Here is a 12704-nt window from a genome sequence, read left to right as displayed (position 1 = left end):
CCGCAGCCTTGGAATTTACCCCGACTGGCCACATATTGCAGCCTGGCAGCGTTTGTGTTCGCCATTGTTCTTTCTTTTCAGAACGAGTCTTTTAGATAGAACTGGATTTGCCAGAGCTGGGTCTTTAGAACTGAGCTTGTCAGGGTTGATTATTAGGAGTCATTAAGATGCCCATCTATGAATATGAGTGCAAGGCCTGCGGCCATCGCATGGAAAAATTGCAGAAAATTAGCGCCGATCCTCTCAAGGATTGCCCTGCATGCCAAAGTGATGGCTTGGAACGGCTTGTCTCGGCAGCGGGATTCCGTTTGGCCGGCGGCGGTTGGTACGAAACTGATTTCAAAACGGGTAGCAAAAAGAACCTGGCCGCTGATGGCAAAACTGCCCCTGCAGATGCCGGTAAATCAAGCGACTCCAGCGCTACCGCTAAGAGCGTTACTCCCAAAGACAAGGGCGCCGCGGCATAGCCGCGGCAGTCAGGGTCGGGACGCCCGCGACACACTCATTGCCACGTAACAGAACAGGATTTGACATGCGCAGCCATTATTGCGGCCAGCTAAACGAAACTTTGGTGGATCAAACGGTTACGGTATGCGGATGGGTTCATCGCCGCCGTGACCACGGTGGGGTAATTTTCCTCGATATGCGCGATCGCGACGGCATCGCACAGTTCGTGGTCGATCCTGATACCGCCGAGGCATTCGCTAATGCCGACCGTGCCCGCAGTGAATTTGTCCTGCGTATCACTGGTCGCGTTCGGCTGCGCCCAGAAGGCACCCAAAACGCCAACATGCCGACGGGTATGATTGAAGTGTTGGCAAAAGACGTTGAAGTGCTCAATACCGCCGTTACCCCGCCATTCCAGTTGGATGAGCATGGCAAAGTCGGCGAAGAAGTGCGCTTAAAGCATCGCTATATCGATCTGCGTCGCCCAGATATGATCGAGAAGCTGCGTTTGCGCTCGCGTATTTCTCATAACGTGCGCGCATACCTCGAAAACCAGGGCTTCCTGGATATCGAAACGCCGGTGCTTACCCGCGCGACACCAGAGGGCGCTCGTGATTACCTGGTGCCTAGCCGTACCCACGCGGGTAGTTTCTTTGCACTACCCCAGTCGCCGCAACTGTTTAAGCAACTGTTAATGGTGGCGGGTTTTGACCGCTACTACCAAATTGCCAAGTGCTTCCGCGATGAAGACCTGCGCGCCGACCGTCAGCCTGAGTTCACCCAGATTGATATCGAGGCGTCGTTTGTGGAAGAGAACGACATCATGGGCATCACCGAAGCCATGATTCGTCAGCTTTTCCAAGGCGTGCTAAAAGCCGAACTGCCTGAGTTCCCGCGCATGACCTGGCAGGAAGCGATGGATCGCTTCGGCTCCGATAAGCCGGATCTGCGTATCCCGCTGGAACTGACCGATGTCGACGACCTGATGCAGCAAGTCGATTTCAAGGTCTTCTCGGGCCCTGCCAGCGCGGATGATGGTCGCGTAGCGGCGCTGAAAGTACCCGGCGGCGCCAAGCTATCGCGCAAAGAGATCGACGAATATACCAAGTTCGTCGGCATCTACGGTGCCAAAGGCTTGGCGTGGATCAAGGTCAACGAGCGTGCCAAAGGGCTTGAAGGTCTGCAGTCTCCGATCGTCAAGTTTATGGAAAACATCGTTGAAGAGCTGCTCGACCGCGTGTGCGCAGAAGATGGTGACATCATCTTCTTCGGTGCCGATAAAGCCCGTATCGTTAATGAAGCCATTGGCGCGCTGCGCGTCAAGCTCGGTGCTGATCTGGAACTCTATACTCAAGAGTGGGCGCCACTGTGGGTAGTCGACTTCCCAATGTTTGAAGCCGACGACAGTGGTCGACTGAGCCCGCTGCACCACCCCTTTACCGCGCCTTCCTGCACACCGGAAGAGCTCAAGGCAGACCCTGCCAACGCGCTTTCACGCGCTTACGATATGGTGCTCAACGGTACCGAATTGGGCGGTGGCTCTATTCGTATCCACGATCAGACCATGCAGAGCACGGTGTTTGAGATTCTAGGTATCGGTGAAGAAGAAGCCCAAGAGAAATTCGGCTTCCTGCTGGATGCACTTCAGTATGGTGCACCGCCTCATGGTGGCTTAGCCTTTGGCTTGGATCGCTTGGTCATGCTCATGGTCGGTGCCAAAACTATTCGTGAAGTCATCGCCTTCCCGAAAACTCAAAGCGCTGCCTGTTTGATGACCAATGCACCGGGCGAAGTCAGCCCCGAGCAGTTGAAAGATTTGAACATCCGTCTACGTCAGAAAGTCAAAGCGGAACCCGCCGCCGAATAAATCGGTTTGGATGGCTGCTCAACACCGACGCCACGGCGTCGGTGTTTTTGTATGTTCTAGTCACACGAGTATCGACGCATGGAAGAGCAAAAGCCCGTCGTACCCATTCGCATTTTGGGCATAGACCCTGGCTCCCGGGTAACCGGTTACGGGGTGATCGATATTATTGGCGTTAAACCCTGCTACGTAGCGAGTGGTTGTATCCGCACGGCAGAAGGGGCCTTGGAGCAGCGCTTGGCGCAAATATACGCCGGTCTTAGCGAAGTCGTCGGTCTGCATCGACCCTCCCAGGTGGCCATTGAGCGGGTATTTATGGCCAAAAACCCCGATTCAGCGCTAAAGCTGGGCCAGGCTCGGGGGGCGGCAATGGTGTGTATGGCCAACCATGGTTTGAGTCTTGCCGAGTACGCCGCGCGGCAGATCAAGCAGGCGGTGACCGGCCAGGGTGGCGCGGACAAAGAGCAGGTGCAGCATATGGTGACCGCCATTCTGCAGCTCTCTGCTACTCCCCAGGCCGATGCAGCCGACGCTTTAGCCATTGCGTTAACCCATGCTTATAACGGCTCAGTATTTAGCAGCCATGGCTTGCCCGCTGCGCCATCTCGGGGCCGCCGTCGCTCTGCCGGACGCTGGCGGCTTTAATTCCCGCTGTACCGATGGCTGAACTACTGGTCACCTGTACAGAGTCGCTTTATAGTAATCATCTGTTTTTTTACTCTATTTTTTCATTCCGGTGCGAGCGTATTTATGATTGGACGTCTGAGTGGTCAGCTAGTGGCAAAGCAACCTCCCTGGATTGTGATCGACGTTCACGGCGTAGGTTACGAGCTGGAAACCTCAATGAATACGCTGGTCGCACTTCCTGCGATTAATGAGAGCGTCTCATTATTCACCCATTTAACCATTCGTGATGACGCCCACTTACTCTATGGCTTCGGCCGTGAGCATGAACGTGCTCTGTTCCGTGCCCTGATCAAGGTCAATGGCGTAGGGCCCAAGCTTGCACTAGCCATCCTGTCGGGTATGGACGAAGACGCCTTTATGCGCTGCGTCCGTGATGACGACAGCAAAGCGCTGACAACACTGCCAGGGGTGGGTAAGAAAACCGCAGAACGGCTGATTATTGAAATGCGCGACCGTTTTCCTGAGTGGGAAGATGGCAGCAACGCGCTACTGCCCCTTGAAGCCACCAATGGCCGTGCTTCTGCCCACAATAGTCTTGCCGATGCGGAAGCCGCGTTAGTTAGCTTGGGTTATAAACTGACTGAGGCATCGAAAATGCTCGCCGATATCGATCCCGATCAGTCTACCGAAGCGCTGATTAAAGCCGCGCTCACACAGCGTATGAGTGGCTAAGCAGAGCGGAATAAGTACGAAATTGCGGGTAGCGGATAGACCTTCGTGAATAGACCTTTTGAATCACCATAAAGAAGAGCACCTATGTTAGAACACGATCGGCTGATCGCCGCTGAGCCTGAACAGGGGGAGGGGCGCATTGATTACGCGATTCGTCCCAAGCGGCTGGATGACTATATTGGCCAGCCGCGTGTGCGTGAGCAACTGGAAATCTTTATCGGCGCCGCGCGGCTGCGCGAAGAGAGCCTGGATCACACTCTGGTATTTGGCCCCCCAGGGTTAGGTAAAACGACCCTTGCGCATATTATTGCCACCGAGATGGGCGTCGGTATGAAGTCGACCTCCGGACCGGTACTTGAGCGGGCAGGCGATCTAGCCGCCATGCTGACTAATTTAGAGCCCGGCGACGTACTCTTTATCGATGAAATTCATCGCCTGTCACCGGTGGTTGAAGAAGTACTCTACCCGGCCATGGAAGATTTTCAGCTTGATATCATGATTGGCGAAGGGCCTGCGGCACGTTCGATTAAACTGGATCTTCCCCGCTTCACCCTGGTGGGCGCCACGACCCGGGCAGGGTTATTAACCTCCCCGCTGCGAGACCGATTTGGTATCGTGCAGCGGCTTGAGTTTTATAACCTGGAAGAGCTAACAGAAATTGTCTCGCGTTCGGCGCGCTTGTTAGGCGTTGAAACCAGCCACGATGGCGCCATTGAAGTGGCCAGGCGTTCAAGGGGCACGCCGCGAATTGCCAACCGACTGCTACGCCGGGTGCGGGATTACGCCGAAATGAAAGGCAATGGCGTCGTCGATGTCGCCATGGCTGATGCGGCTCTCAATATGCTTAATGTGGATCACCACGGCTTGGATCATATGGATCGGCGGCTACTGCTGGCCATGATCGATAAATTTGAAGGTGGGCCGGTGGGTATTGACTCACTCGCCGCGGCGATCAGTGAAGAACGTGACACGATCGAAGACGTTATTGAACCCTATCTTATTCAGCAGGGCTTGATGATGCGCACTCCCCGCGGCCGGGTGGCCACCCGGCAAGCGTGGTTGCACTTTGAGCGCGTGCCCCACGAACAGGCAACCGATATGGAAGGAGAGCGCCGTCCGTGAGTAGCTGCACAAGAGAAGGTTATCGACTGCCGCTGCGCGTTTATATGGAAGATACTGACGCAGGCGGCATTGTCTACTACGTTAACTACTTGAAGTTTATGGAGCGTGCGCGTAGTGAATGGCTCCGCCAGTTGGGCCTGAATCAGCAAACGCTGCTAGACGAAGGCACACAGCTAGTGGTATACCGCTTGGCCTGTCACTACGCGAAACCGGCTTGCTTGGATGACGCGTTGGAGATTAGTGCTCACGTTACCGACGTTGGGCGCTGTCGGATGACATTTGAACAGCAGGTTTGGCGTGGTGAGGAACTCCTATGCTCTGCCACAGTCGAGATAGCCTGCTTGAGCACCGAACGTTTACGGCCAAAAGCATGGCCTACATCGCTTAAAGTTTTGACCCAGGCCTCTTAACCAAGAGGTCGCTCACTGCGTCGGTAATCCCGACCCTAATAGATTGATGAGGGCACCTGTGAACGATAACACCATGTCCATTCCCCATTTGATAATGAATGCCAGTACTGTAGTGCAACTGGTAATGCTGCTGCTACTGGTGGGGTCGATCCTCTCTTGGGTAGTGATTTTTCAGCGCAGTATTGCGCTGGGCCGTGCCAAGAAGGAGTACAACCAATTTGAGGAGTCTTTTTGGTCAGGTGTCGACTTAAACGAACTTTATCGTGAAATTCCCGCCGATGACCCGCGCCACGGCGCCGAGCATATTTTTCAAGCCGGTTTTCGCGAATTTAACCGTTTGATGCCTAAAACCCGCGACCCGGATACCGTGCTGGAAGGTGTTCAGCGCAGTATGCGCGTAGCGTGGTCTCGGGAAGAGGATCGCTTAACCCAGCATTTAGTGTTTCTTGCCACGGTAGCCTCAGCTAGCCCCTATATCGGCTTGTTCGGCACTGTATGGGGCATCATGGGGTCATTTCAGGCACTATCACTGACCCAGCAAGCGACCCTTGCTACGGTGGCTCCCTGGATTGCTGAGGCGCTCATTGCCACAGCCATGGGCCTATTTGCGGCGATTCCGGCGGTGATTTTCTATAACCGCCTTTCTAACTCGTCTTCTCGCCTGCTGGGCAAATATGAAGACTTTGCGGAAGAGTTTCACGCTATCCTGCACCGCAACTTGCAAGGTCGTGACGGCAAACCGAGCGCCAGCTAAGGGAGAGAGCCATGCAAGGACCATTCAATCGTAGCGGTAAAAGCAAGCCAATGGCGGAGATTAATGTTGTCCCTTTCATTGACATCATGCTGGTGCTGCTGGTGGTCTTTATGATCACCGCGCCCATGTTGACCCAGGGTGTACAAGTTGAGTTGCCGCAAGTCACCTCTCAGCCCATTGAGTCCCAGGAGGATAATGATCCGATCATTATCTCTGTTGATAGCGACGGCGGGTACTTCATCACGCTTGGGGAAGACTCCACGTCGGTGTCGCTGGATGAGATGTCCTCACGAGTGACAACGATTATAGAGCGTCGTCCAGGCACACCGGTGATGGTACGCGGCGACCGTAATGTGGCCTACGGTCAGATTGTCGTCTTGATGAGTACCCTGCAAGGCGCCGGCGTGGCTAATGTGGGGCTGCTTTCTGAGCCGCCAAACGATGGGTAAGGGCAAGCAGCACATGGCACTGAAATCCCCGCGCGATCCTCAAGACGTCGGCTATAAGTGGCCAACTGTCCTGGCGATTGGCGTGCACCTGGCAATTGTAGCGTTTAGCTTGATCAGCCTGCCTAGTCGGAACGCAGAACCTGACAGCTCCTCGATCGTACAGGCAACGCTGGTCAGCACCGAAACCTTTACCGACCAGGCGCAGCAAGCAACGGAAGAGCAGGCGGCGATGAATGCGCCCGCCGAAGCCCCCACCGAGCCTGAGGCACCGGAAGAGCCTTCAGCTAGTGAACAGCAGGCCGCAGCCGAGCAGCAAGCCGCAGAAGAGGCCGCCCAGCAGGCGGCGGAAGCGGAGGCACAGGCGTTAGAAGAGGCGCGCGCGGCAGCGGAAGCTGAGGCTCAGCGCAGAGCTGAAGAAGCGGCTGAGCAGGCCGAACAGCAGGCTGCTGAAGCGGCTGAACGTGAAGCCGAAGCGGAAGCTGCCGCAGAGCGTCAGCGTGAGGTGGAAGAGGCACAGCGCCAGCAGGAAGCCGCCGAACAGCAGCAACGCGAAGAGGCAGAAGCAGAACGCCAGCGCGAAGCCGAAGAACAGCAGCGCCGCGAAGCGGAAGAAGCCGAGCGTCAGCGCGAAGCTGAAGAGCAGCAGCGCCGTGAAGAAGAGGAGGCCGCACGTCAACGCGAGGCTGAAGAGCAGAGTCTTCGAGAGCAAGAGGAGGCCCAGCGGGAGCGCGAGGCAGAAGCACAACGCCAGCGAGAAGCTGAAGAGCAGCAGCGTCGCGAAGCAGAAGCCGAGCGCCAACGCGAAGCCGCGGAAGCTGCAGAAGCGGCCATGCAGCGCCAACTGGCCGGTGAGGCCGAAGCGGCAGCCAATGCTCAGCAAGCGGAGCAAGCGGCCAATAGCTTTATCAACATTGTTCGTCGTGCTGTCGAGCAGGCGTGGGTGATTCCGCCCGGTGCAAGTGATGCGATGAGTGCTACCCTACAGGTACGGCTAGGGCCTTCAGGAGAGTTGTTGGCAACGTCGATTGTGACATCAAGCGGCGATAGTGCTTTTGACCGGTCTGTAATGCAGGCCGTGGAACATGCTGCACCGTTTGGTGAATTGCGAGATTTGCCAGCCGATCAGCAGCGTAATTTACGTCAGTTTAATCTGCGATTTACCCCGGGAGATGTTCGCTGATGCAAAGTTTGAGCAAAGTGTGTTTGTTCTGTCTTCTGCTGCTAGTCAGCAGTGTGGCAAGTGCCAACTTAACCATTGAGATCACGCGAGGCAGCGATCAAGCGCTGCCTATAGGAGTAGTGCCGTTCGCCGGCTCAGACGGCCTGCCCGAAGATGTCGCCCAGATTGTCCAGGATGACCTTGAGCGGAGTGGCTATTTTGCTCCTCTAGAGCGTAGCGCTATGTTTGAGCAACCGAGTCAATCTGACGATGTGCAATTCGGCACCTGGCGTTCGTTGGATGTGCGCTATCTAGTAGTCGGCCAGGCAGAACAAACTGACGGTGGCTTTGAACTACAGTTTGAACTGATGGATATCAGCGGTCAGCGTCGAATGATCGGTGAAACCGTGACAGTGAGGGGTAATGACCTGCGCGGCGCTGCACACTATATCAGCGATCAAATTTTTGAAGAGATTACCGATATCCGCGGCGCGTTCTCTACCAAAATTGCTTATGTCACGGCCCAAGGTATCGGTGACGATATGCAGTTTGGTCTGTACGTTGCAGACGCCGATGGTCGCCGTAGTGAGCAGGTGTTGACCTCTGATGAACCGATCATGTCACCGACGTGGTCGCCCGATGGCACCAAGCTCGCCTATGTCTCCTTTGAGACTGAGCGTCCGGCGATTTATATTCAGGATGTGGCCACTGGCCAGCGCGTGCAAGCGACCTCCTTCGATGGTATTAACGGCGCGCCAGCATGGTCACCGGATGGGCGGCGTATTGCCATGTCACTGTCTAAAGATGGCCAGCCTGAAATTTACATTATGAATGTTGGCAGCCGTTCCGTAGAGCGCATCACCAACAATAACAGTATCGATACTGAGCCCGCATGGGCGCCAGATGGTCAAAGCCTGCTGTTTACCTCTAACCGCAGCGGTGGCCCTCAACTTTACCAGTATTCGTTGGGTGGCGGTGAGGCCGAACGGCTAACATTTACCGGTAATTACAATGCGCGTGGCCGCTTCTCACCGGATGGCGAACAAATATTCTTGATCCATCGCTCTAGCCGTGGTTATCAAGTAGCAAGGCAAGACCTAAGCGGTGACCGCTTAGTGGTATTAAGTGAATCAACAAGAGATGAATCTCCTAGTGTTGCGCCGAACGGGACCATGGTAATCTTCGCTACCCAACAGGGTAACAGTGGGGTGCTTAGTGCTGTTTCTGCCGATGGCCGCTCTTCATTCAGGCTGCCGTCAGCACAAGGCGATGTTCGTGATCCAGCTTGGTCACCCTTCTTAAATTGATCAACTCAATTAATTAACATCGAAATTTCTGTTTTCAGGCAAGGAGTCTGATTATGCAACTTAAACCGTTGGCTCGCTCATTAGCAGCAGCGCTATCTATCGTGTTAATCGCTGGCTGTTCCAGCACCGGCGGAACCCAAGACGGTGACTCGTACGGTAGCCAGGATGGCAGCACGACTGGGTCTAGCACCTCGGGTACAGGCACGGGTAGTCAGTATGGTTCCACCTCTGGTTCAGGCGCTGGTCAGCAGGCTGATTCACGCATCCCAGAAGTACGCACCATCTATTTCGATTACGACCGCGATACAATTAAGAGCGAGTACGAATCCGTGGTAATGGCTCATGCGCGCTATCTGCGTGCTAACCCGAACGCTCAAGTGGTACTCCACGGACATACTGATGAACGCGGTACCCGTGAATACAACATGGCGCTTGGTGAGCGTCGCGCCGGTGCAGTAGAGCGCTTCCTGAATATTCAGGGCGTCTCTTCTTCACAAATGAGCGTGGTTAGTTATGGAGAAGAGCGTCCGGCCGTCAATGGTCAAGACGAGAGCGCCTACGCTCAGAACCGTCGTGTTGTATTTAACTACTGAGCATTTAACGATTAAATGCTTAACCACTGATGAATTCGGCGTGCGGCTTATCGCACGCCGTTTACGTCTACGGAGTCATCATGAATCACAGTCTCAAGCGTTACGTTGAGAGGCTGTGCGGTGCGGGAGCCATAGTGCTCCCGCTGTCCGTATTGCCCCTAACGGCCACCGCTCAACAGCCGCTCGTTCAAGATCTTTCCAACTCTTCCAACAGCAGCTTTTACCAGCAAACGCAGCGCCAGGAAGCGTCCAGCGGTAACCTGGTATTGTTTAACCAGGTGCAGGAGCACCAGCAGGAGATCCAGCAACTGCGTGGTCAAATTGAAGAGTTACGCCATCAGTTGGAACAGCTGCGTCGTCAATCCCAGCAGCAGTATCTCGATATTGAAGACCGCCTGATGAGCAGCGGCCCAACTCAGATTGAGCAGTCAACGCCAGCAGTCAAGCCTGAGGCCGCTGAAGAAGTTGTCAACGCGCCTTCGAGCCGCAACGTCAGTGAGGACGCCCAGGCCGATTACCAGGCAGCTTTTGCGCATGTTCAAGCGCGCCGTTTTGATGAAGCGATTGCGGCCTTTGAGGCCTTTGTTAGCGACCATCCTGACACTAGTCTAACGGCTAATGGCCACTACTGGCTGGGCGAGCTATATGCTGCAGAAGGCGAGCTGGATGCTGCCGACCAGGCATTTAGCCGAGTGATCGAGGAGTACAGCGGCAGCAGTAAAGTGCCAGATGCGATCTATAAGCTAGGCTTAGTGAAAGCGCGTAAAGGCGAAGCAGAGCGCAGCCGTGAGCTACTCGAGCAAGTGCGCGATGACTACCCGCAAAGCAGTGCCGCGGGCCTTGCCAATGACTTTTTACGCCAATCAGCAAGTTAAATTTTGCTCCTTATAGTTTCTAAGAATAGTTTCAAGGAATCAGCATGAGCTGCAAGATCGACTATCAACCAGCGCCCAACCTATTGGAAAATCGCATCGTGTTGGTAACCGGCGCAGGGGACGGGATTGGCCGTGCGGCAGCGTTGAGCTATGCCCAACACGGTGCCACCGTGATTCTATTGGGGCGCACCATTGCCAAGTTAGAGCGCGTTTATGATGAAATCGAAGCGACCGGCGGCCCCCAGCCAGCGATTTTTCCGCTCAACTTTGAAGGCGCTACGCTAAAAGACTTTCATGATATGGCGGAAACGCTGGATAAAGAGTTTGGCCGTTTGGACGGTGTGTTGCATAACGCCGGGCTGTTGGGTCGCATCACGCCTTTCGAGCAGTATAACCCTGAGCTTTGGCAGCAGGTGATGCAGGTGAATATCAATGGGCCCATCTGGATGACTCAGGCACTATTGCCGCTACTGCAGGCGTCTGACGATGCATCGGTGATATTCACCTCTTCCAGCGTTGGCCGTAAAGGCCGCGCCTATTGGGGAGCGTACTCAGTCTCTAAGTTTGCCACCGAAGGGTTTGTCGAGGTGTTGGCCGACGAATTGGATAACCAGTCCACTGTACGCGTGAATTCACTCAATCCGGGTGCCACACGCACTCAAATGCGGCGTACCGCGTTCCCCGGTGAGGATCCCTTCACACTGCGCACGCCGGAAGACATCATGCCTACCTACTTATGGCTTATGGGGCCAGACAGTACAGGCACCAACGGTCAAAAGCTCGATGCCCAGCCGCCACGGGTATAGCGCTTACTTTTAAACCCCTTATCAGCACGTCGATGCCCGCAGGTACTCACGCTTGAAATTATTGCTAGCGTTTGAAACCGTTCAGGGCATCGACCAGCGCGTGACACTCTCCAAACCATAAGTCAGCAGGCCACTGCTGATAGTCATCCTCTTCGCTGATATAGCCGTAGCCAACGGCCACGGCCGTCATCCCCGCAGCGACGGCGGCCTCGATATCCCGTGCATGGTCGCCGATATACCAGCACTGACCCGGCTCAACGCCTAGTCGCCGGGCAGCTTCCCAGAGCGGCTCAGGGGCTGGTTTTTTAACACTCAGGTCATCTGCACACAGCAGGGCACCCGGCTGAAGTGCCAATGCGTCCAACAACGGTAGCGTATAGCGACGCGGTTTATTGGTCACAATTCCCCAGGGTCGCTGGCTGCCATGCCACTCCTTCAGCCATACATCGAGCGGCGAGAAAACCTGGCTGTGCACCGCGACCGCCTGCTCGTAGGCATCCAGCAGGAACTGGCGTGCTTGAGTATGTCCATCCGCTGTCGTTTCTAACCCTAGCGCCAGTGTCACCAGCGCACTACCGCCGTTAGAGACTTGGCGGCGAATCACTTCAAAGGGCAGCGGCTCTAAGTCGTGGTGAATACGTAGCGTATTGGTTGCATGGGCTAAATCTGGAGCGGTATCGACCAGGGTGCCGTCTAGATCGAAGAGAATCGCTTGGGGCGCTTGTATCGGCATTTAATCGCTCACCTTACGGCAGTACATCATGTAGTTGACCGAAACATCATGGCTTACCAAACGATAGTGCCGGGTTAGCGGATTGTAGGTAAGTCCCGTCTGCTCACGAACTTCTAAGCCACAGTCGCGAGACCAGGCGGCCATTTCTGAAGGGCGAATAAATTTCGCGTAGTTATGCGTACCCCGGGGGAGCAGTCTCAGCACGTACTCGGCGCCTAGAATGGCAAACGCATACGACTTGGCGGTGCGATTCAGCGTAGAGAAAAACACATAGCCACCGGGGCGAACCAGGGCGCTGCAGGCACGAATGACGGAGGCGGGGTCAGGTACGTGCTCAAGCATCTCCATGCAGGTCACTGCATCGTAAAAAGCGGGCTTTTGAGCCGCCATGGCTTCCACGCTGATGTGCTGATAATCGACCTCGACACCGCGATCTGCCGCGTGCAGCCTAGCCACCGCTAAAGGTGCTTCACCGAGATCAATGCCGGTTACTTTAGCCCCGCGGTTGGCCATTGATTCGCTCAAAATGCCGCCGCCACAGCCCACATCCAGCACTTTTTTTCCTGCCAAGCCCGCACGCGCATCAATAAAATCGAGCCGCAAAGGGTTAATCTCGTGGAGTGGTTTAAATTCACCCTGCGGATCCCACCAGCGGCTAGCAAGCGCTTCAAATTTGGCGACTTCTGCTGCATCGACATTGTCTTGATAGTGACCAGCAGTGCTATCCTGTGGTGTCGCTTGCATGTTGTGACTCCCATTGTCGTTGCGCATTAAGCGAAGAGTTGACGCTTAATTACTGGTTATTATCCATTTGCATTGGTTATCG

The 12704-nt window shown here is 55.1% G+C and carries 15 protein-coding genes; 13 read left to right on the top strand and 2 right to left on the bottom strand.

The window, feature by feature from the left end:
* Positions 1-167: 167 nt before the first annotated feature.
* From HZU72_RS13625 to HZU72_RS13565, 13 genes are all read left to right on the top strand, one after another.
* On the top strand, positions 168-467 hold the full coding sequence (locus HZU72_RS13625) for an FmdB family zinc ribbon protein (RefSeq protein ID WP_180093003.1): 300 nt from the start codon (positions 168-170) through the stop codon (positions 465-467).
* A gap of 65 nt (positions 468-532) precedes the next feature.
* A complete protein-coding gene (gene aspS, locus HZU72_RS13620) occupies positions 533-2314 on the top strand; it encodes an aspartate--tRNA ligase (RefSeq protein ID WP_180093001.1) in 1782 nt (593 codons plus the stop codon).
* A 78-nt stretch (positions 2315-2392) separates the two neighbouring features.
* Complete coding sequence (gene ruvC / locus HZU72_RS13615; protein ID WP_180092999.1) at positions 2393-2956, top strand: crossover junction endodeoxyribonuclease RuvC; 564 nt, start codon at positions 2393-2395, stop codon at positions 2954-2956.
* Positions 2957-3061: 105 nt separating this feature from the next.
* Positions 3062-3670 (top strand): Holliday junction branch migration protein RuvA, encoded by a 609-nt coding sequence (ruvA, locus tag HZU72_RS13610; RefSeq protein ID WP_180092997.1) that lies wholly within the window; start codon positions 3062-3064, stop codon positions 3668-3670.
* Positions 3671-3754: 84 nt separating this feature from the next.
* Positions 3755-4792: a Holliday junction branch migration DNA helicase RuvB gene (ruvB, locus tag HZU72_RS13605; protein WP_180092995.1), complete on the top strand. Its 1038-nt coding sequence runs from the start codon at positions 3755-3757 to the stop codon at positions 4790-4792.
* Positions 4789-5202 (top strand): tol-pal system-associated acyl-CoA thioesterase, encoded by a 414-nt coding sequence (gene ybgC, locus HZU72_RS13600; RefSeq protein WP_180092993.1) that lies wholly within the window; start codon positions 4789-4791, stop codon positions 5200-5202. The genes ruvB and ybgC overlap by 4 nt, the downstream gene beginning before the upstream one ends.
* A 58-nt stretch (positions 5203-5260) precedes the next feature.
* Entirely contained in the window at positions 5261-5956 is a 696-nt protein-coding gene (gene tolQ, locus HZU72_RS13595; RefSeq protein ID WP_007114222.1) for a protein TolQ, read from the top strand.
* An 11-nt stretch (positions 5957-5967) separates the two neighbouring features.
* Positions 5968-6405: a protein TolR gene (gene tolR / locus HZU72_RS13590; RefSeq protein WP_180092991.1), complete on the top strand. Its 438-nt coding sequence runs from the start codon at positions 5968-5970 to the stop codon at positions 6403-6405.
* 13 nt (positions 6406-6418) lie between these two features.
* The gene (tolA, locus tag HZU72_RS13585; protein ID WP_371829546.1) at positions 6419-7585 is read left to right on the top strand and encodes a cell envelope integrity protein TolA; all 1167 of its coding nucleotides are present in this window, start codon (positions 6419-6421) and stop codon (positions 7583-7585) included.
* On the top strand, positions 7585-8871 hold the full coding sequence (gene tolB / locus HZU72_RS13580; RefSeq protein WP_180092989.1) for a Tol-Pal system beta propeller repeat protein TolB: 1287 nt from the start codon (positions 7585-7587) through the stop codon (positions 8869-8871). Before tolA ends, tolB begins: the two co-directional genes overlap by 1 nt.
* A 53-nt stretch (positions 8872-8924) precedes the next feature.
* Positions 8925-9464, top strand: a complete 540-nt coding sequence (gene pal / locus HZU72_RS13575) for a peptidoglycan-associated lipoprotein Pal (protein ID WP_180092987.1) — start codon at positions 8925-8927, stop codon at positions 9462-9464.
* Positions 9465-9544: 80 nt separating this feature from the next.
* On the top strand, positions 9545-10339 hold the full coding sequence (gene ybgF / locus HZU72_RS13570; protein WP_180092985.1) for a tol-pal system protein YbgF: 795 nt from the start codon (positions 9545-9547) through the stop codon (positions 10337-10339).
* A 44-nt stretch (positions 10340-10383) separates the two neighbouring features.
* Complete coding sequence (locus HZU72_RS13565) at positions 10384-11145, top strand: YciK family oxidoreductase (protein ID WP_180092983.1); 762 nt, start codon at positions 10384-10386, stop codon at positions 11143-11145.
* Between the two features lie 64 nt (positions 11146-11209).
* Here the strand turns inward: HZU72_RS13565 and HZU72_RS13560 are convergent, their stop codons facing one another.
* Both HZU72_RS13560 and ubiG read right to left on the bottom strand, forming a co-directional pair.
* On the bottom strand, positions 11210-11878 hold the full coding sequence (locus tag HZU72_RS13560; RefSeq protein WP_180092981.1) for an HAD-IA family hydrolase: 669 nt from the start codon (positions 11876-11878) through the stop codon (positions 11210-11212).
* Positions 11879-12622 (bottom strand): bifunctional 2-polyprenyl-6-hydroxyphenol methylase/3-demethylubiquinol 3-O-methyltransferase UbiG, encoded by a 744-nt coding sequence (gene ubiG, locus HZU72_RS13555; protein ID WP_180092979.1) that lies wholly within the window; start codon positions 12620-12622, stop codon positions 11879-11881.
* Between the last annotated feature and the right edge of the window lie 82 nt (positions 12623-12704).

The sequence above is a fragment of the Vreelandella sedimenti genome, from assembly GCF_013416325.1.
GTDB lineage: Bacteria > Pseudomonadota > Gammaproteobacteria > Pseudomonadales > Halomonadaceae > Vreelandella > Vreelandella sedimenti.
The sequence above is the reverse complement of the archived record's forward strand: the minus strand, read 5'-3'. Positions and strand labels throughout refer to the sequence as shown.